Annotated in this window: 16 protein-coding genes; 8 read left to right on the top strand and 8 right to left on the bottom strand. The window is 51.5% G+C overall.

What is annotated here, in order from left to right; genetic code table 11:
- Window positions 1-461 precede the first annotated feature (461 nt).
- The gene (locus ACHHZ7_RS13355) at window positions 462-1,166 is read left to right on the top strand and encodes a FadR/GntR family transcriptional regulator (RefSeq protein ID WP_003023753.1); all 705 of its coding nucleotides are present in this window, start codon (window positions 462-464) and stop codon (window positions 1,164-1,166) included.
- A 1-nt stretch (window position 1,167) separates the two neighbouring features.
- On the top strand, window positions 1,168-2,595 hold the full coding sequence (gene mdtD / locus ACHHZ7_RS13350) for a multidrug transporter subunit MdtD (RefSeq protein ID WP_008786557.1): 1,428 nt from the start codon (window positions 1,168-1,170) through the stop codon (window positions 2,593-2,595).
- Here mdtD and rbsR read toward each other — a convergent pair.
- The 7 genes from rbsR to kup all read right to left on the bottom strand — a co-directional run bounded on the left by rbsR (window position 2,561) and on the right by kup (window position 10,507).
- Entirely contained in the window at window positions 2,561-3,553 is a 993-nt protein-coding gene (gene rbsR / locus ACHHZ7_RS13345) for a ribose operon transcriptional repressor RbsR (RefSeq protein ID WP_123969733.1), read from the bottom strand. The two genes, mdtD and rbsR, sit on opposite strands and share 35 nt — an antisense overlap.
- Before the next feature lie 3 nt (window positions 3,554-3,556).
- On the bottom strand, window positions 3,557-4,486 hold the full coding sequence (gene rbsK / locus ACHHZ7_RS13340) for a ribokinase (protein ID WP_008786556.1): 930 nt from the start codon (window positions 4,484-4,486) through the stop codon (window positions 3,557-3,559).
- 141 nt (window positions 4,487-4,627) lie between these two features.
- A complete protein-coding gene (rbsB, locus tag ACHHZ7_RS13335; RefSeq protein ID WP_003023760.1) occupies window positions 4,628-5,518 on the bottom strand; it encodes a ribose ABC transporter substrate-binding protein RbsB in 891 nt (296 codons plus the stop codon).
- A gap of 24 nt (window positions 5,519-5,542) precedes the next feature.
- Window positions 5,543-6,508 (bottom strand): ribose ABC transporter permease, encoded by a 966-nt coding sequence (gene rbsC, locus ACHHZ7_RS13330; protein WP_003826999.1) that lies wholly within the window; start codon window positions 6,506-6,508, stop codon window positions 5,543-5,545.
- A 5-nt stretch (window positions 6,509-6,513) separates the two neighbouring features.
- Entirely contained in the window at window positions 6,514-8,019 is a 1,506-nt protein-coding gene (rbsA, locus tag ACHHZ7_RS13325) for a ribose ABC transporter ATP-binding protein RbsA (protein ID WP_003023764.1), read from the bottom strand.
- Window positions 8,020-8,026: 7 nt separating this feature from the next.
- Window positions 8,027-8,446, bottom strand: coding sequence for a D-ribose pyranase (gene rbsD, locus ACHHZ7_RS13320; RefSeq protein WP_003827001.1), 420 nt, complete (start codon window positions 8,444-8,446; stop codon window positions 8,027-8,029).
- Window positions 8,447-8,638: 192 nt separating this feature from the next.
- A complete protein-coding gene (gene kup, locus ACHHZ7_RS13315; RefSeq protein WP_003827003.1) occupies window positions 8,639-10,507 on the bottom strand; it encodes a low affinity potassium transporter Kup in 1,869 nt (622 codons plus the stop codon).
- Window positions 10,508-10,836: 329 nt separating this feature from the next.
- Between kup and ravA the strand changes: the two genes are divergently transcribed.
- Both ravA and viaA read left to right on the top strand, forming a co-directional pair.
- Window positions 10,837-12,333, top strand: a complete 1,497-nt coding sequence (gene ravA / locus ACHHZ7_RS13310; protein ID WP_060683004.1) for an ATPase RavA — start codon at window positions 10,837-10,839, stop codon at window positions 12,331-12,333.
- A complete protein-coding gene (gene viaA, locus ACHHZ7_RS13305) occupies window positions 12,327-13,778 on the top strand; it encodes an ATPase RavA stimulator ViaA (protein ID WP_003827006.1) in 1,452 nt (483 codons plus the stop codon). The genes ravA and viaA overlap by 7 nt, the downstream gene beginning before the upstream one ends.
- 3 nt (window positions 13,779-13,781) lie before the next feature.
- On the opposite strand, the gene asnA is transcribed toward viaA, so the two are convergent.
- A complete protein-coding gene (asnA, locus tag ACHHZ7_RS13300; RefSeq protein ID WP_060683003.1) occupies window positions 13,782-14,774 on the bottom strand; it encodes an aspartate--ammonia ligase in 993 nt (330 codons plus the stop codon).
- Between the two features lie 151 nt (window positions 14,775-14,925).
- Here asnA and asnC point away from each other — a divergent pair, with 151 nt between their 5' ends.
- The 4 genes from asnC to rsmG all read left to right on the top strand — a co-directional run bounded on the left by asnC (window position 14,926) and on the right by rsmG (window position 18,910).
- Window positions 14,926-15,384, top strand: a complete 459-nt coding sequence (asnC, locus tag ACHHZ7_RS13295; protein ID WP_003023780.1) for a transcriptional regulator AsnC — start codon at window positions 14,926-14,928, stop codon at window positions 15,382-15,384.
- 88 nt (window positions 15,385-15,472) lie between these two features.
- On the top strand, window positions 15,473-15,922 hold the full coding sequence (mioC, locus tag ACHHZ7_RS13290) for an FMN-binding protein MioC (protein ID WP_003827013.1): 450 nt from the start codon (window positions 15,473-15,475) through the stop codon (window positions 15,920-15,922).
- A 372-nt stretch (window positions 15,923-16,294) separates the two neighbouring features.
- On the top strand, window positions 16,295-18,184 hold the full coding sequence (gene mnmG, locus ACHHZ7_RS13285; protein ID WP_003827014.1) for a tRNA uridine-5-carboxymethylaminomethyl(34) synthesis enzyme MnmG: 1,890 nt from the start codon (window positions 16,295-16,297) through the stop codon (window positions 18,182-18,184).
- A 102-nt stretch (window positions 18,185-18,286) separates the two neighbouring features.
- The gene (gene rsmG / locus ACHHZ7_RS13280) at window positions 18,287-18,910 is read left to right on the top strand and encodes a 16S rRNA (guanine(527)-N(7))-methyltransferase RsmG (protein WP_003827017.1); all 624 of its coding nucleotides are present in this window, start codon (window positions 18,287-18,289) and stop codon (window positions 18,908-18,910) included.
- Window positions 18,911-19,475 lie beyond the last annotated feature (565 nt).

Raw genomic sequence — 19,475 nt, 5'->3', positions numbered from 1 at the left:
ATTAAACTTCGTAATGAATTACGTGTTCACTCGTTGAGACTTGGTATTCATTTTTCGTCTTGCGACGTTAAGAATCCGTATCTTCGAGTGCCCACACAGATTGTCTGATAAATTGTTAAAGAGCAGTGCCGCTTCGCTTTTTCTCAGCGGTGCGGGGTGTGCATATTACGCCATCCCGCTACGAAGTCAAGCATTTAATTTCGCTTTCTTCGCCGGAGTTCTCAGTGGAACCCCGCTGACCCGGCGGCTTGTAATCCGTTGTTCCGTGTCAGTGGAGGCGCATTATAGGGAGTTATTTCAGGCTGACAAGGGGAAATTTAAAATAACTTTCCGAGTGCGTGTTTTTTCACCAAAACAACCATTAACATGCCATAAAATAAGCAAATTGCCGTTTTTGCAGCCGCAATCACACTTCCAGATGGCATACTAATGAATAAGAAAAAGAGTAAGGAAGAACATTCATGCCGTTAAATGCCCAACAGCTAGCCGCACAGAAAAACTTGTCCTACGTTCTGGCCGAAAAGCTGGCTCAGCGAATATTAAAAGGTGAATACGCACCGGGTGCGATATTGCCTGGCGAAATAGAGCTAGGCGATCAGTTTGGCGTGAGTCGCACCGCGGTAAGAGAGGCAGTAAAAACATTAACGGCAAAAGGTATGGTATTACCGCGCCCACGTATTGGTACACGCGTCATGCCGCAAGCAAACTGGAACTTCCTTGACCAGGAGCTGCTCACCTGGTGGATGACAGAAGATAATTTCCCGCAGGTCATTAAACATTTTCTGGTGATGCGTATCAGCCTTGAGCCTCAGGCGTGCTTACTGGCAGCGACCATAGGTACGGCTGAACAGAAAGCGCACCTCAACACGCTGATGGAAGAGATGGTCGAGCTGAAAAGAAACTTCAGACGCGAACGCTGGATTGAGGTTGATATCGCCTGGCATGAGCACATCTATGAAATGAGTGCGAATCCGTTCCTTATTTCCTTTGCATCTCTGTTCCATTCGGTTTACCAGACCTACTTTACCTCTATTACCTATAACGATGTGGTGAAACTGGATTTGCACCAGGCCATTGTCGATGCAATAGATGATAACGATGGCGATCGCGCCTTTGCTGCCTGTCAGGCATTGCTGATAGCACCGAACGTGCTACCGGATAAATAATATGTCAGAAAAGAAATCTCGCAGTATGGCCGGGCTACCGTGGATAGCAGCCATGGCCTTTTTTATGCAGGCACTAGACGCCACGATCCTCAATACCGCCCTACCCGCAATAGCACATAGTCTTAACCGCTCTCCACTCGCCATGCAGTCGGCCATTATCAGCTATACCCTGACTGTCGCGATGCTGATCCCGGTAAGTGGTTGGCTGGCAGACCGATTTGGTACCCGACGCGTCTTTATGATTGCCGTTAGCCTGTTTACGTTGGGATCGCTGGCCTGTGCGCTGTCCAGTTCCTTAAGCGAGCTGGTGATTTTCCGTGTCATTCAGGGGATCGGTGGCGCCATGATGATGCCCGTTGCCCGTCTGGCGTTATTGCGTGCTTACCCCCGCAGCGAACTGCTTCCCGTGCTTAACTTCGTCACCATGCCAGGACTTGTGGGGCCGATTTTAGGTCCGGTATTGGGCGGTGTACTGGTTACATGGGCCAGTTGGCACTGGATCTTCCTGATTAATATTCCAATTGGCATTGCCGGTATCTTCTATGCCCGCAAATATATGCCGAACTTCACCACGCCACGCCGCGGTTTTGATATGACCGGTTTCTTTCTGTTTGGTTTGAGCCTGGTGTTGTTTTCCAGCGGCGTTGAATTGTTCGGTGAGAAGCTTGTCGAGACCTGGGTCGCACTCGGTATTATTCTTGCCAGTGTGTTGTTACTACTCGCCTATATTCGCCATGCGCGTCGCCACCCAACGCCGCTGATATCGCTTCCGATATTTAAGACTCGGACCTTTTCTGTTGGGATCGCCGGAAACCTCGCCACTCGCCTGGGCACAGGCTGCGTGCCCTTCTTAATGCCGCTGATGTTGCAGGTAGGATTTGGATATCCGGCTCTGATAGCCGGCTGCATGATGGCGCCAACAGCGTTAGGTTCAATTCTGGCAAAATCCATGGTGACGCAGGTACTGCGCAAACTCGGCTACAGGACCACATTGGTGGGTGTTACGGTATTTATCGGCCTGATGATTGCGCAGTTCGCTTTGCAATCTCCTGCCATGCCGATCTGGATGCTAATCCTGCCGTTGTTCATTTTAGGTATGGCGATGTCCACACAGTTTACTTCAATGAATACCATCACTCTGGCGGATCTGACCGATGAAAACGCCAGCAGCGGCAACAGCGTATTGGCCGTTACTCAGCAGTTATCAATCAGTTTAGGGGTTGCCATCAGCGCCGCCGTTCTGCGTATCTATGAAGGTATGGAAGGAACCAATACGGTCGAGCAGTTCCACTACACCTTTATGACGATGGGCGCTATAACGGTAATATCCGCGCTGATGTTCATGCTGCTAAAAGCCAAAGATGGACGTAACCTGATCAAAGATCGGCACAAACCTAAACCGACCCCCGCTCCATCAGAACAGGAGTAAGCTGCAAACGCTGTTGCTGTAATGTGGGCTGCGCCATCCGGTGAATTAATACATCGATGGCCAGTTCGCCCAATTCATCTTTTGGTTGGTGGATGGTCGTCAGGGGCGGCGTCATATAGCGCGCCAGCTCGATATCATCGTAACCCACCACAGCCATATCCTGCGGAATGCGCAATCCTGACTGGTACAGAGCCTGATACGCGCCAACTGCCATTGCATCATTGCCGGTAAAAACGGCCTGCGGTCGCTGTTTATGCGACAGCAACGTTTGCATAGCTTCAAAGCCGCCGCCGAACTCAAAGTCACCGGTAATCTCGTAGCCTTCCGGGACAGGCAACCCCGCCCGCTTCATTGCTGCCCGATATCCTTCCAGACGCAAACGCGCCGGGGTTTTATCCAGCGGCCCGGTGATGCAGGCAATGCGCGTAAAACCTTTTTCGATAAGATGTTGCGTGGCTAAATCCCCGCCCAGCAAGGAGTTATCCTGAATCAGATCGCTTTCACCATCAAAAGGCGACCAGTCCATCATCACGGTCGGTATAGAAGGATAACGCTGCATTATCTCTCTGGAAGGCTGATGTGTTTCGGTGCAGAGCAGCAACAAGCCGTCCACACGTTTTTGCATCAGAGTTTCCAGGTTACGGTTCATGCGCTGTTCATCGCCTTCGGTATTGCACAGCACCAGGCTGTAGCCGCGCTCAAAACAGCTACGTTCAACGCCGCGCACTAGTTCAGAATAGAAGGGATTGGTACTGGCAGTGATTAACATGCCAATCGTGCGGGTCTGGTTTAACTTGAGGCTACGCGCCAGCGCGGAGGGCGCGTAGTTAAGCGCTTTAATTGCAGCTTCTACTTTGTCAGTGACGGACTCACTGACAAAGCGATCTTTATTAATGACGTGAGAAACCGTCGACGTGGAAACACCCGCCAGGCGGGCGACGTCCTTCATTGTAGCCAAGCGTTACCTCTGTTGACTTAAAAACGCTTCTATTTCTTCGCGCCACGGAACGGAAGGCTGTGCGCCTTTACGGGTAACCGCAATCGCCGCAGCGGCATGCGCAAAACGGATCGCTTCAGGCAGCGGAGTCTCTTCCAGCAACGCCGTAATTAACGCGCCATTAAAGGTGTCTCCAGCGGCAATAGTATCAACGGCTTCCACTTTAAAACCGGGCACACGCTGTCCTTCGCCATTAACACTGGCCCACACACCGCGACTACCTAAAGTAATCAGTACAGTATGGATACCTTTAGCGTGCAATGCCTGCGCCGCTTTGGCCGCGTCTTCATCATTTTCGACCCGGATCCCCGTCAGCTTTTCAGCCTCGGTTTCATTCGGGGTAATAATATCCACCAGCGCCAGCAGTTCATCAGAAAGCTCACGTGCCGGTGCCGGGTTCAGGGCGACCATGGTCTTATTTTGATGTGCAATCTTTGCTGCAGTCAGTACGCTTTCGATCGGCGATTCTAACTGCATAAGTAAGGCGGAGGCCTGCGCAATGCGATCGCGCTGTGCTTCCACCAGCGCAGGAGAAAGGGCTGCGTTTGCACCGGCGTGAATGCCGATAACGTTCTCACCTTCACCATTCACAAAAATCAGTGCCACACCGGTCGATTCCCCCGAAATTACGCTAATCGGCGCGATATCGATGTTGTCTTTGGCTAACTGTTTACGCACACTTTCGCCAATATCATCATCGCCCGTACAGGCAATGAATGCGATATTAGCGCCACTACGACCCGCAGCAACAGCCTGATTCGCGCCTTTACCGCCAAATGCGACCTGATAATGGCTACCTGTTACGGTTTCACCAGGTGTCGGGAAAGAGTTAAGGTTAAGGATGTGATCGGCATTGATACTGCCAAGAACAACGAGGTTGCCTGCGGTTTTCATATTTGGTGTTCCAAGTCAAAGTGCGCCACCGGGTTAGGGTGGCGCGTGCCCTGCTTTTCTTTTTACGCTTTCATCCCCAAAATCAGATACGGGGATGGCGTATTTATGTCTCCATCAGGCCGCGAGCGACCTGAATCGGTATTACTGCTTGATGACCAGCTTCAGGTCAACCGGATATTTAGCCTGAACCTTCTCGCCTTTCAGGACTTTATCCGCAGTCTCAACGCCTTTCGCGCCGATCTGATCCGGCAACTGAGCAATGGTCGCAGCCAGTTTGCCATCATTTACTGCTTTTTCGCCATCTGGAGTGCCGTCAAATCCAACCACCATCACATCAGATTTACCCGCGGTTTGCAGTGCGCGCAGCGCACCCAGCGCCATTTCATCGTTCTGGGCAAATACGGCCTGCACATCAGGATGCGCGGTCAGCAGGTTCTGCATGACGTTCAGACCTTTGGTGCGGTCGAAGTCTGCCGGCTGGCTGGCCAGTACGTTAAATTTGTGTGCCGCAACGGCCTGCTGGAAACCTTCGCCACGCTCACGCGCCGCTGAAGTTCCGGCAATCCCCTGCAGTTCGATAACTTTCGCGCCTTCACCTGCTTTCTTCGCGATGTAATCACCCGCAATTTTGCCACCCAACACGTTATCAGACGCGATGTGGCTTACCACTTCGCCTTTGGAGGCAACACGGTCAAGGGTAATAACCGGAATTTTTGCCTGGTTAGCCATCTTCACAGCATTACCAACGGCATCAGAGTCAGTCGGGTTGATCAGCAGAATTTTAGTTCCACGAACCGTTAAGTCCTGAACGTTAGCCAGCTCTTTCGCCGGATTGTTCTGCGAGTCCAGAATCACCAGGTTGTAACCCAGCTTATCCGCCTCTTTTTGCGCCCCATCCTTCAGAGAAACAAAGAACGGGTTGTTGAGGGTGGAGACCACCAGCGCAATGGTATCTTTCGCCATCGCATTCGCGCTCACGGTGGCGCTCAGCGCAACAGCAGAAACCAGGGTAGCCAGTTTTTTCATGTTCATATTTAAGATGTCCTGTAATCGTTGTTACTGCTTTTTGTTGTCTACCAGTACCGCCAGCAAAATCACCACCGCTTTGACGATCATCTGGTAATAGGAGGATACACCTAACAAATTCAAACCATTATTGAGGAAACCAAGAATCAATGCGCCGATCAGCGTCCCAACAATACGTCCTTTACCACCCGCCAGGCTGGTACCGCCTAACACCACCGCTGCGATAGCATCCAGCTCATAGCCAGTACCTGCTGTTGGTTGCGCAGAGGAGAGGCGCGCGACTTCAATGATGCCCGCCAGCGATGCCAGCAGACCGCACAGTGAGTAAACGATAATTTTGATTTTACTGACGCTGATACCAGACAAACGCGTTGCCGCTTCGTTACCGCCCAGCGCGTAGATATAACGGCCCAGACGAGTGTGGTGCAGCATGTACCACGCCGCGAGGAAGACAATCCCCATGATCCACACTGGCGTAGGGATGCCTAACGGACGACCAATACCAAACCAGCCAAACAGATCGGCATTGTCAGTAAACCCGGTATTAACCGGACTGCCGTTGGTGTACACCATGGTCACGCCGCGCAGCAGCAGCATCATCACTAGCGTTGCAATAAACGCCTGCACCCGGCCTTTCGCAACAATCACCCCGGTGACTGCGCCAATGGCAGCGCCGAGCGCCAGGGCCGCAGCAACAGCCACCAGCGCATTGACCTCAATCCCTACAATTGAAGCCGCAACCGCGCCGGTAAGCGCCAGCAAGGAACCGACGGACAGATCGATACCCGACGTCAGGATGACCAGCGTCATGCCAACGGCCATGATGGCGTTCACCGACGTTTGCTGGAGAATGTTGAACAGGTTATTAACGGTAAAAAAGTTAGGGCTCATGGTGGAAACAATCGCGATCAGCACTAACAGAGCGATGAGCGACTTTTGCTCCAGAAGCCATGCTTTAGTGAAATAACGGCGACCAGAAACAGCCTGGGTAGTCATCTTTTTTACTCCTGATTCACGCGATTAAGCTTGCCCACAGCGGCAGCCATTAATACTTCCTGAGTGGCCTGCTCGCGAGTGAACTCACCGCCGAGATGCCCTTCATGCATAACGATAATTCGATCGCTCATGCCCAATACTTCTGGCATCTCAGAGGAGACCAGAATGATGCTCAGCCCGTCAGCCTTAAACTGGTTGATAAGCTGATAGATTTCTTTCTTGGCTCCAACGTCAACGCCGCGCGTTGGTTCATCAAGGATCAACACTTTTGGCCGGGTCATCAGACCGCGTGCAATCGCCACTTTCTGCTGGTTACCACCGGAAAGCAGGCCGATAGCCTGTTCCATTGATGGTGTTTTAACATTGAACAGACGAATAAAATCACCCACCGCCTGCTGCTCATCTTTATGTTTAAGGCTTCCACCGGCGCGGCTGAAATAACGCAGCGCGGTCAGTGACATGTTCTCTTTCACCGACATGCCCAGCACTAAGCCATCGCGTTTACGGTCTTCAGAAATATAGACGATGCCGTTAGCCAACCCATCCTGCGGCGAACGGGTAACCACTTCATGGCCATCAAGCGTGACGTAACCGCTGGTGCGCGGCAATGCGCCGTACAACACTTTCATCAGTTCGGTACGTCCGGCCCCCATCAGCCCGGATACGCCAAGGATCTCGCCTTTACGCAGCGTGAACGAAACATCGTTTACGCCAGGACCGCACAGGTTATCGACCTTCAGGCGAATATCACCCGGCGCTTTTTCCAGGCGCGGGTACTGATCTTCCAGCTTACGTCCCACCATCATTTCAATCAGCGAGTCTTCTGTCAGCGAGGCAACTTCACGTTCGGCAATAAACTGCCCGTCACGGAAGACGGTTACGTCGTCGCAAATCTCGAAGATCTCTTTCATACGGTGAGAAATATAGACAATGCCGCGTCCCTGGGATTTCAGTTCGCGGATGACGCGGAACAGGGATTCGGTTTCGGTATCGGTGAGGGCATCCGTCGGTTCATCCATAATGATGACCTTCGATTCAAAGCTCAGCACTTTGGCAATTTCGACCATTTGCTGATCGCCAATCGACAGCTCACCGACCAGCCTGTCGCTTTTAAAGCGTAGATTGAGTTTGGCGAGCAGCAGATCGGCTTCGGCGTACATCTTCTTCCAGTCAATTTTGCCAAAGCGATTCACAAACTCGCGGCCAAGAAAAATGTTCTCGGCGATAGTGAGTTGCGGGATCAGGTTCAGCTCCTGGTGGATGATACCGATTCCGGCTTCCTGGGAGGATTTAGGGCCGTTAAAGGTGGTCTCTTTCCCCAGCCACAATAAAGAACCGGCATCACGGGTATAGATCCCGGTCAGCACTTTCATCATGGTGGATTTGCCCGCGCCGTTTTCGCCCACCAGCGCCATTACGCGGCCAGGGTAGACATTCAGCGCGGCGCCGGATAGCGCTTTTACGCCCGGGAACGCTTTATCGATCCCTTTGAGTTGCAGTAATGCGTTCATGATGGCCTCAGAACGTGACGCCAGCACAGAGAATGATATTCGCATACGGAGAACATTCTCCGCTGCGAATTACCGCCTGACTGTCTGCGGTTTGTTTTTTGAATTGTTCATGCGTGGTGTAACGAATTTCTATGGTGTTTCCCTGGTGTTGTTGCAGTTGCTCAATGTGGCTGAGCAACGTTTCGTGGAGTTGCGGATTATGTTGTTTAATTTCCGACGCGAGAATGGCTGCCTCGACCTGCATTTCACGTGTGACCACATCCAGTACCTGCATAAAAGAAGGTACGCCCTGGGTTAATGCCATATCAATACGCGTTGTGCTGTTCGGGATGGGTAAACCTGCATCACACACCACCAGCGTATCGGTATGCCCCAGACGGGAGATCACCGTTGAAATTTCAGAGTTGAGTACCGTGCCTTTCTTCATTTTCTTTCCCCACTAGCGAAACGTTTCGCTGGAGATAAGTGTAGTGCGAAGAGTGGACAGAAAACCACCGCGACGTTACGAAAATGTGATCGCCATCGAAACGTTTCGCAAGGATTATCATTTGATGAAATGAAAACTGAGAGGGGCAAAACAAAACGCCCCCTTTCGCGATGAAAGAGGGCGTCGATGAGATTAAATCTCTACCTGAGTACCAAGCTCAATAACCCGGTTCGGTGGAATTTCAAACTGGTCCGGCGCGCGCAGAGCGTTGCGCTGTAGCAGCAGATACAGCTTGCCGCGCAGACGCAGGTACCATGGCCGCTTGCCAACAATCAACGACTCATGCGACATGAAGAAGGACGTTTCCATCATCCGACAGCTTAAACCTTCCAGACCGCAGCGATGGAACACTTCCTCCACGTTCGGCGTTTCGCGCCAACCGTAGCTGGCCACCACACGCCAGAAGGTGGGCGATAACTGCTCAATCTGCACCCTACGCACGTTGTGCACGTATGGCGCATCTTCCGTGCGCAGCGTCAGCAGAATAACGCGCTCATGCAGCACCTTGTTATGCTTGAGGTTATGCAGAAGTGCAAACGGGATGACGTTCAGTGCGCGGGACATATACACCGCCGTTCCCGGCACGCGTACCGGTGGCGATTTCTCCAGAGAAGCAATCATCGCCTCCAGAGAGTTACCGTGCTCATGCATGCGACGCAGCAGACGGAAGCGTTCGCTTTTCCAGGTGGTCATGATGGTGAACATCACCAGACCCAGCGTCAGAGGCAGCCAACCGCCGGAAATAAGCTTATCGAGGTTCGCGGAGAACAGCGGAACATCGACGCACAAGAACGCCACCAGGATCAGGAAGACGAAGTATTTATTCCAGTGCCAGTTTTTGCGCGCCACGGTGGTCGACAGAATTGAAGTCAGTACCATCGTCCCCGTTACCGCAATCCCATACGCCGCGGCAAGGTTACTGGAGTGTTCAAAGCTCACTATCACGATAACTACCGCAAAATAGAGCATCCAGTTAACGAAAGGAATGTAAATCTGGCCCGATTCCATTTCCGAGGTATGGATGATACGCATCGGCGATAAATACCCCAGACGTACGGCCTGACGCGTCAGCGAGAAGACACCGGAGATAACCGCCTGAGAAGCGATAACCGTTGCCAGCGCGGCGAGGATCAACAATGGAATTAATGCCCAGTCCGGCGCCAGCAGGAAAAACGGGTTTTTGATCGCTTCAGGATGCTTTAACAGCAACGCGCCCTGCCCAAAATAGTTCAGCACCAGTGAAGGCAATACAACTGAGAACCATGCCAGACGAATCGGCAATTTACCGAAGTGGCCCATATCCGCATACAGCGCTTCAACACCGGTAATCGACAGTACCACCGCACCCAGCGCGATAAAGGACAGCGTTTTGAATTCGAGGAAGAAATGCACCGCCCAATACGGATTGAGCGCCTGCAGCACTTCCGGATTGCCAATAATACTGCGCACACCTAATACCGCGAGCGTCAGGAACCATAGCAGCATAATCGGCGCAAACAGCTTACCGACCATGCCGGTACCGTGTTTTTGAATCAAAAACAGCAGGGTCAGCACAATTATTGAGAGCGGAACAATCCAGGTATCCAGTTGCGGGGCAACTATCTCCAGACCTTCAATTGCAGACATCACCGAAATGGCTGGCGTAATCACCACTTCACCATAGAAGAAGCTGCCGCCTATCAATCCCATAATGACCAGCATGGAGGTTGTTCGCGCCGAGGTATTGCGCCCGGCCAATGACATCAGCGTCAGGATCCCGCCTTCTCCGGCGTTATCTGCGCGCATGACAAACGTCAGGTATTTAATGGAGACAACAAAGATCAGCAGCCAGAAAATCAGCGAGAGAAAACCAAATACGGCATCACGTTCAACGCCAAAACCAAACTGGCCGGACAAACATTCACGAAGCGTATAAAGTGGGCTGGTACCAATATCACCGTAGACAACCCCAATGGCCGCAAGGGTAATCGCAGACAATGATTGTTTATTATCAGTGCTCATAGACTCGTCTTTCGTTTATACACATCATCTTTCAAGTCACTCCGTGTGGGCTGCATTCGTTATTCCCCCCATCCCAGAAGAAAACTCCATTGCCGCCTTGGTGCAGCTTGATTGATTTGGTGTATATATAAGAAATGTGTGCGTCGTCCCTTGGCCCACAAAAAGGCGCACAGTATGCACGATTAATCACAAAATCGTACCCCTAAATGAGACCAGATTAATCTGGCTCAAAGAAAAATAAGCGCACCTTCAGTCTATTACTGCAATGGTGTGAAGCATCTATACTCGCAGTTTATGCAGTACATTTGGCGAAAGGACGCCACTTCATTATGGCTCACCCACATTTATTAGCGGAAAGAATTTCCCGTCTGAGCAATGCGCTGGAAAAGGGACTTTATGAACGTAGCCACGCCATTCGTCTGTGTCTGCTGGCAGCACTCAGCGGCGAGAGCGTTTTCTTATTAGGCCCCCCGGGGATCGCAAAAAGCTTAATTGCCCGTCGACTGAAGTTTGCCTTCCAAAATGCACGCGCTTTTGAATACCTGATGACGCGCTTCTCTACGCCCGAAGAGGTGTTTGGTCCGCTGTCCATTCAGGCCCTTAAAGACGAAGGTCGCTATGAACGCTTAACGGCGGGCTATCTTCCTGAAGCTGAAATCGTTTTTCTCGATGAAATCTGGAAAGCAGGCCCGGCAATTCTTAACACCCTGCTGACCGCCATTAACGAACGTCACTTCCGTAACGGCGCGCATGAAGAGAAAATCCCGATGCGCCTGCTGGTGGCGGCTTCCAACGAACTGCCTGAAGCCGACAGCAGCCTGGAAGCGCTGTACGACCGTATGCTGATTCGCCTGTGGCTGGATAAAGTTCAGGACAAGGCCAATTTCCGCTCCATGCTGTTAAGTCAGCAGGATGAAAGCGACAATCCGGTCCCGGCATCATTGCAGGTGACGGATGAAGAGTATCACCAGTGGCAAAAAGACATTGGTGCCATCAAGCTTCCCGATCGCGTGTTTGAGCTCATTTTCACGCTGCGCCAACAGTTGGACGTGTTACCGAATGCTCCTTATGTGTCCGATCGTCGCTGGAAAAAAGCGATCCGCTTACTCCAGGCCAGTGCTTTCTTTAGCGGACGCGATGCGGTAGTACCTATCGACCTGATCCTGCTGAAAGATTGCCTGTGGTACGACGCGCAAAGCCTGAATCTGATGCAACAGCAGCTTGAAATATTGATGACCGGACACGCCTGGCAACAGCAAGCCATGCTGACGCGCCTGGGCAGCATTGTGCAGCGCCGCATTCAGCTCCAGCAGCAGCAAAGCGACAAAACGGCGTTCACGGTGATCCGCCAGGGAGGAATGTTCAGCCGTCGTCCTCATTATGATTTACCGCCAGAAGCCTCGTCTTCTGTCGTGACATTACTGCTGCAAAAGCCTTTAAAACTGCATGATATGGAGGTTATCCATATAGCTTTCGAACGTGGCGCGCTGGAACTGTGGCTAACAAAAGGCGGTGAGATCCGCGGAAAACTAAACGGGATCGGCTTTGCCCAAACGCTGAATATGGAAGTCGATAGCGCACAGCATCTGGTTGTACGCGATGTCAGTTTACAAGGTTCTCGCCTGGCGCTGCCGGGTGCTTCGCAAGAGAGTATGCCCGCAGAGATAAAACAGGAGCTTGAAGCGCTCGATAATGAGTGGCATCAGCAACACAGCGCATTCAGCGAACAGCAAAAATGCCTGTTTATTCATAGCGACTGGTTAGGCCGCATTGAGGCCAGCCTACAGGATGTCGGGGCGCAAATCCGCCAGGCGCAACAATGCTGACCCTTGATACGCTCAACATCATGCTGGCAGTCAGCGAAGAGGCGATGATCGAAGAGATGATCGTCGCCCTGCTGGCTTCCCCAAAGATGGTGGTATTTTTTAAAAAATTTCCTCGCCTTAAAAAAGCGATCACTGACGACATTCCCCGCTGGCGTGAATCATTGCGTAGCCGCCTCAAAGATACCCATGTACCGCCGGAGCTGATGGAGGAGGTTATGTGCTATCAACAAAGCCAGCTCCTCTCTCATGCGCAGTTTATCGTTCAGCTACCGCAAATATTATCGCTATTGCACCGCCTCCATTCGCCTTGGGCCGGGCAAGCGCAGCAACTGGTCAATGACAACAGCACCTTTACGCCTGCCCTACATACGCTTTTTCTCCAGCGCTGGCGCCTGAGCCTGGTGGTGCAAACCACAACGCTGAATCAGCAACTGCTGGAAGAAGAGCGCGAGCATTTGCTCAGTGAAGTACAAGAACGGATGACCCTCAGCGGGCAACTGGAACCTGTACTGGCAGAAAATGACAACGCAGCAGGCCGGTTGTGGGATATGAGCGCGGGCCAAATCAAGCGCGGTGATTATCAGTTGATGGTGAAATACGGCGAATTTCTGACGCAACAACCCGAACTCCAGCGCCTGGCCGAGCAGTTAGGTCGTTCCAGAGAGGCGAAATCCGTGCCGCGTAAAGATGCGCCAATGGAAACCTTCCGTACCCTGGTGCGCGAACCTGCAACCGTCCCGGAGCAGGTGGATGGCATCCAGCAAAGTGACGATATCCTGCGCCTGCTACCGCCAGAGCTGGCCACGCTGGGCATTACCGAACTGGAATACGAGTTCTACCGACGGCTGGTGGAAAAGCAACTGCTCACCTACCGCCTGCACGGCGAAGCATGGCGTGAGAAAGTAACGGAACGTCCGGTGGTGCATCAGGATTTTGACGAGCAGCCGCGCGGGCCTTTTATCGTCTGCGTTGATACCTCGGGATCGATGGGCGGATTTAATGAGCAGTGTGCGAAAGCCTTTTGTCTGGCGCTAATGCGCGTTGCCCTTGCCGATAACCGGCGCTGTTTCATTATGCTGTTTTCAACAGAAGTGGTGCGCTATGAGCTTTCCGGTCCGGAGGGCATCGAACAGGCTATCCGCTTTTTAAGTCAGCGCTTTCGTGGCGGCACTGATATTGCCAGCTGTTTTCGCGCCATAATTGAGCGCATGCAGGGTCGGGAATGGTTTGATGCAGATGCGGTGGTGATCTCAGATTTTATCGCTCAGCGATTGCCCGATGAGGTCGTCAGCAAAGTAGGGGAATTACAGCGGGTACACCAGCACCGTTTTCACGCGGTGGCGATGTCAGCACATGGCAAACCCGGCATCATGCGCATTTTCGATCATATCTGGCGCTTTGATACCGGGATGCGAAGCCGCCTGCTCAGACGCTGGCGGCGTTAATTGTTACAGCAGAGATGCGACGCTTTCACGTATCTGGGCCGGCCATACGCCACACTGAACCTGACCAATGTGAGGTAATTGCAGCAACAGCATGGTCAGACGCGACTGCCCAATGCCGCCACCAATTGTCTGCGGCATTTCACCGCGCAGCAGCGCCTGGTGCCACTCCAGACTCAGGCGATCTTCATCACCGGTCAGAGACAGCTGGTGTTTCAGGGCGTCAGCATCCACACGAATCCCCATAGAAGACAGCTCAAACGCATCTTCCAGAACCGGGTTCCAGACCAGAATATCACCGTTCAGACCGGCATGACCCAGCTCGGACGCTGAACTCCAGTCATCATAATCGGGCGCACGTACGTCATGACGGTGACCGTCACTGAGCTTACCGCCGATCCCCACCAGGAATACCGCACCCAGCTCTTTAGCGATCGCACGTTCACGACCTTTTGCATCAAGATCCGGATAACGAGATAACAGCTCCTGGCTATGAACAAAGTGGATCTGCTCTGGCAGGAACGGTGCCAGACCAAACTCTTTGCTAACCGCAGCTTCGGTGGCCTTAATTCCCGCCCAGATAGCCTCTACCGTGCTTTTCAGAGTGGAGAATTGACGCTCACCGTCACCCATCACGCGCTCCCAGTCCCACTGGTCAACGTACACTGAGTGCAGCGGGGAGAGGCGATCTTCATCGGGACGCAGGGCTTTCATGTGCGTGTACAGCCCCTCGCCTGCGCTAAAGTCGTGTTGTCCTAACGTTTGACGCTTCCACTTCGCCAGTGAATGAACCACTTCGAATTGAGCGTCTGGCAATGCTTTAACCTTCACCTGCACCGCTTTTTCACAGCCCGACAAGTTATCCTGCGTACCATCTCCAACGCGGCTGAGGATCGGCGCCTGAACTTCGATCAGGCCTAAACGCTCTTCCAGCTGGCGAGAAAAATGAGATTTTACGAAGCTAATTTGACGTTGTTTGGCAATGTAAGCGGTTTTCATTATGTGTACTCCTGTGTCCTGTTGCCTATGATTAAGCAACAGAATGGAGGTAATATTCAATAATCAACAAACAAAAAGCCGACTTCGATTTTGATTCGTTAAAAATTACGTCTAAAATAGAGTGAATCATTAATCTACATAAGAAAAACCTATGGAAAATTATCAGATCGACAATCTGGACCGCGGCATTCTTGACGCCTTAATGGAAAATGCTCGTACCGCCTACGCAGAATTAGCCAAACAGTTCGGCGTCAGCCCAGGAACAATTCACGTTCGCGTAGAAAAGATGAAGCAGGCGGGGATTATTACCGGCGCGCGGATTGATGTTAGTCCCAAACAATTGGGTTATGACGTCGGCTGCTTTATCGGCATCATCCTGAAAAGTGCGAAAGACTATCCGTCAGCGCTGGCCAGACTGGAAAGCCTCGATGAAGTGACCGAAGCGTATTACACCACCGGGCACTACAGCATCTTTATTAAGGTGATGTGCAAGTCGATCGACGCATTGCAGCAGGTACTTATCAACAAGATCCAAACAATTGACGAAATTCAGTCCACGGAAACGCTGATCGTCCTGCAAAACCCGATCATGCGTACCATCAAGCCGTGATCGCTTTTTTTAATACCCTGGTTTTCCACAGGTAGATCCCAGCTCGCTCACAGCGTACAATACGCCCTCTTTATAAAGGTGGGCGATCATGGCAGACATCACTCTTATCAGCGGTAGTACGCTTGGCAGTGCGGAATATGTAGCAGAGCATCTGGCTGAAAAGCTGGACGACGCCGGTTTTTCCAGCGAAATACTGCATGGGCCAATGCTTGAAGAGGTTCCGACTGACGGGATCTGGCTGATTATCAGCTCCACGCACGGTGCGGGAGATATTCCTGACAACCTGCAGCCTTTATATGATGCGTTACGCGAGCAAAAGCCGGACCTGTCACAAGTGCGCTTTGGTGCAATCGGGATCGGCAGTCGTGAATATGACACCTTTTGCGGCGCAATCGACAAGCTGGAAGCCGAATTGAAGGCCTGTGGGGCAAAACAGATCGGCGAAACTCTCAGGATCAACGTGCTGGAACATGAAATTCCGGAAGATCCGGCTGAAATTTGGCTGGGATCGTGGCATCCGTTGCTCAGAGATTTGTAAAGATCGTACTTTTTTATGTGGATAACTCTGGTTAAAAGCTTGGATCAACCGGTAGTTATCCCAAGAACAACCGTTGTTCAGTTTTTGAGTTGTGTATAACCCTTCATTCTGATCCCAGCTTATACGGACCAGGATCACCGATCATTCACAGCTAATGATCCTCAGCAACCTGTTGATCTTACTTAAAGGATCGTCCTTATCCACAGAAAGGTGCGATCCTAATAAGAGATCACAATAAAACAGATCTCTAAATAAAAAGATCTTCTTTTTAATACCCAGGATCCCAGGTCTTTCTCCATCGACTAAAGTTGAGTAGAATCCACGGCCCGGGCTTCAATCCATTTTCACACCGCGTTATGCGAGGCAATTACCATGTTTTATCAGGATCCTTTTGACGTCATCATCATTGGCGGGGGTCATGCAGGCACCGAGGCCGCAATGGCCGCGGCGCGAATGGGTCAACAGACTCTGCTTTTGACACACAATATCGACACTCTGGGGCAGATGAGCTGCAACCCGGCGATCGGCGGTATTGGGAAGGGACACCTGGTAAAAGAAGTGGATGCGCTTGGTGGGTTAATGGCAAAAGCGATCGACCATGCCGGTATCCAGTTTAGGATACTAAACGCAAGCAAAGGGCCAGCCGTTCGCGCTACCCGAGCTCAGGCCGATCGTGTGCTCTATCGTCAGGCGGTACGCACCGCACTGGAGAATCAACCCAATCTGATGATCTTCCAACAAGCGGTTGAAGATCTGATTGTCGAAAACGATCGCGTTGTGGGAGCAGTAACCCAAATGGGACTGAAGTTCCGTGCCAAAGCGGTCGTATTAACCGTGGGGACTTTCCTCGACGGCAAAATTCATATTGGCCTGGATAACTACAGCGGTGGCCGCGCTGGCGATCCGCCGTCCATCCCGCTGTCACGCCGTCTGCGTGAACTGCCGCTGCGCGTCAGCCGCCTGAAAACCGGTACACCGCCGCGTATCGATGCGCGCACGATTGATTTCAGCGTGCTCGGCCAGCAAAACAGCGATAACCCGATGCCGGTCTTCTCATTCCTGGGCGATGCTTCTCAGCATCCGCGCCAGATGCCGTGTTACATCACGCATACCAATGAGAAAACCCATGACGTGATCCGCAACAACCTAGATCGTAGCCCAATGTACGCTGGCGTGATCGAAGGTATCGGCCCACGCTACTGCCCGTCGATCGAAGACAAAGTGATGCGCTTTGCCGATCGTAACCAGCATCAGATCTTCCTCGAACCGGAAGGACTGACCTCTAACGAAATTTACCCGAATGGCATCTCCACCAGCTTGCCGTTCGATGTGCAGATGCAAATTGTCCGCTCCATGCAGGGGATGGAAAATGCCAGAATCGTCCGCCCAGGCTACGCGATTGAGTATGATTTCTTCGATCCGCGTGACCTGAAACCTACTCTGGAAAGCAAATTCATCCAGGGTCTGTTCTTTGCGGGCCAGATTAACGGTACAACCGGTTATGAAGAAGCCGCCGCACAAGGCATGCTGGCTGGTCTGAACGCCGCACGTTTGTCTGCTGAAAAAGAGGGGTGGGCACCGCGTCGCGATCAGGCTTATCTTGGCGTGCTGGTGGACGACCTGTGTACGCTGGGCACCAAAGAACCGTACCGTATGTTCACATCTCGCGCTGAATACCGTTTGATGCTGCGTGAAGATAACGCCGACCTGCGTCTGACCGAAATTGGTCGTGAACTGGGTCTGGTGGACGATGAGCGCTGGGCTCGCTTCAACGAGAAACTGGAGCGTATCGAACAGGAACGCCAACGTCTTAAATCAACCTGGGTGAATCCGTTAGCGGAGTCCGCAGCAGAAGTGAATGCTCACCTGGCTACACCTCTGTCACGTGAAGCGAGCGGTGAAGATCTGCTGCGTCGCCCGGATATGACCTATGCTCAGTTGACCTCTTTATCTGCGTTCGCACCCGCGCTTGATGATGCTCAGGCCGCAGAACAGGTTGAGATTCAGGTGAAATACGAAGGGTATATTGCCCGTCAGCTGGAAGAAATTGAAAGACAACAGCGCAATGAAAACACCCTGTTGCCTGCAACGCTGGATTATCGTCAGGTCTCTGGCTTGTCGAATGAAGTTATCGCTAAGCTGAACGATCACAAACCCGTTTCGATCGGTCAGGCATCGCGTATTTCCGGCATAACGCCTGCCGCCATCTCCATTCTTCTGGTATGGCTGAAAAAACAAGGTATGCTGCGCCGCAGCGCTTGATAACACTATTTTGGCGGGGGCGCTTCGCTTGCCCGCCGTACAAATTTGTAGGCCCGATAAGCGAAAGCGCATCGGGCATTTGATTATTAACAGGTAACGACCGTGCTCAACAAACTCTCTCGTCTGCTGGCTGACGCCGGTATTTCTCTTACCGATCACCAGAAAAATCAGCTGATTGCGTATGTCGATATGCTGCACAAATGGAACAAAGCGTACAACCTGACGTCGGTGCGGGATCCCAACGAAATGCTGGTACGCCATATTCTGGACAGCATTGTCGTTGCACCGTATCTGAAGGGTGAGCGTTTTATCGATGTAGGTACGGGACCGGGCCTGCCGGGAATTCCGCTCTCTATCGTGCGCCCTGAAGCGCATTTCACACTGCTCGATAGCCTGGGAAAACGTGTTCGTTTCTTGCGTCAGGTGCAGCATGAGCTTGCGCTTACTAACATCACTCCAGTGCAAAGCCGTGTTGAAGAATTTCCTTCAGAACCGCCGTTTGATGGGGTGATTAGCCGTGCTTTCGCTTCACTCAATGATATGGTGAGCTGGTGTCACCATTTGCCGGGCCAGAATGGGCGTTTTTATGCGCTAAAAGGGCAGTTGCCTGCAGATGAAATTGATTCGCTGCCAGCAGAATTCAGCGTTGAGTCCGTCGAAAAATTACGCGTTCCGCAGTTGGATGGTGAACGTCATTTGGTGGTTATTAAGCCAAACAAAATTTAATTTTTATCAAAAAAAATAGAGAAAAAACGGCTTTTCAGGTGTTAAAAGTCATAGGTAATAGTGTGGTTAAATGTCGTTACATTTCACTAGTGCCTTACGGTTTTGCATCATAACTATAACGTACCGTTTTTTGTTAAAAGCGAAACAAGTCAGCTGTGAAAATATCAGTCTGCTAAAAATAGAACGTAAGAATCACCGTTCGTGTTAATTTTTTATTATAAATGTCAATGAGCGGTTTTTTTGTTGTTAGGCGTTGTTTTTGAAATAGTGGCTATTTTTACGCTTAAATATCAAAAAGATGAAAAGGCATCAATTGCCACGTAAATAAATTATGCGAAGGTGAATATGTTCAATATGTGATCTGGTGCACGCTTTGGCGCCAGTGTTTTCGCGGCATTTGCAGTTTTGCATGATCGTTCACAGTTTGCCTAAAAGTAATAAATGTGGGGCAGCGAAAAATATTTAAACATTTATTCACTTTTTAGCTACTTATTGTTTGAAATCACGAAGGCGCACCGTATAATTTGTCCGCTTTTTGATGCTTGACTCTAAGCCATAAAGAACG

Origin of the sequence: Citrobacter freundii complex sp. 2024EL-00216 (assembly GCF_043945515.1) — a bacterium.
Lineage (GTDB): Bacteria > Pseudomonadota > Gammaproteobacteria > Enterobacterales > Enterobacteriaceae > Citrobacter > Citrobacter portucalensis.
The sequence above is the reverse complement of the archived record's forward strand: the minus strand, read 5'-3'. Positions and strand labels throughout refer to the sequence as shown.

Bases quoted from the DNA above. Each gene is read 5' to 3' on its own strand.
- mioC (WP_003827013.1), top strand. From the start codon at position 15,473: ATGGCAGACATCACTCTTATCAGCGGTAGTACGCTTGGCAGTGCGGAA.
- mnmG (WP_003827014.1), top strand. From the start codon at position 16,295: ATGTTTTATCAGGATCCTTTTGACGTCATCATCATTGGCGGGGGTCAT.
- viaA (WP_003827006.1), top strand. From the start codon at position 12,327: ATGCTGACCCTTGATACGCTCAACATCATGCTGGCAGTCAGCGAAGAG.
- rbsB (WP_003023760.1), bottom strand. From the start codon at position 5,518: ATGAACATGAAAAAACTGGCTACCCTGGTTTCTGCTGTTGCGCTGAGC.
- mdtD (WP_008786557.1), top strand. From the start codon at position 1,168: ATGTCAGAAAAGAAATCTCGCAGTATGGCCGGGCTACCGTGGATAGCA.
- ravA (WP_060683004.1), top strand. From the start codon at position 10,837: ATGGCTCACCCACATTTATTAGCGGAAAGAATTTCCCGTCTGAGCAAT.
- rbsC (WP_003826999.1), bottom strand. From the start codon at position 6,508: ATGACTACCCAGGCTGTTTCTGGTCGCCGTTATTTCACTAAAGCATGG.
- asnA (WP_060683003.1), bottom strand. From the start codon at position 14,774: ATGAAAACCGCTTACATTGCCAAACAACGTCAAATTAGCTTCGTAAAA.
- rbsK (WP_008786556.1), bottom strand. From the start codon at position 4,486: ATGAAAACCGCAGGCAACCTCGTTGTTCTTGGCAGTATCAATGCCGAT.
- rbsA (WP_003023764.1), bottom strand. From the start codon at position 8,019: ATGAACGCATTACTGCAACTCAAAGGGATCGATAAAGCGTTCCCGGGC.
- asnC (WP_003023780.1), top strand. From the start codon at position 14,926: ATGGAAAATTATCAGATCGACAATCTGGACCGCGGCATTCTTGACGCC.
- rbsD (WP_003827001.1), bottom strand. From the start codon at position 8,446: ATGAAGAAAGGCACGGTACTCAACTCTGAAATTTCAACGGTGATCTCC.
- ACHHZ7_RS13355 (WP_003023753.1), top strand. From the start codon at position 462: ATGCCGTTAAATGCCCAACAGCTAGCCGCACAGAAAAACTTGTCCTAC.
- kup (WP_003827003.1), bottom strand. From the start codon at position 10,507: ATGAGCACTGATAATAAACAATCATTGTCTGCGATTACCCTTGCGGCC.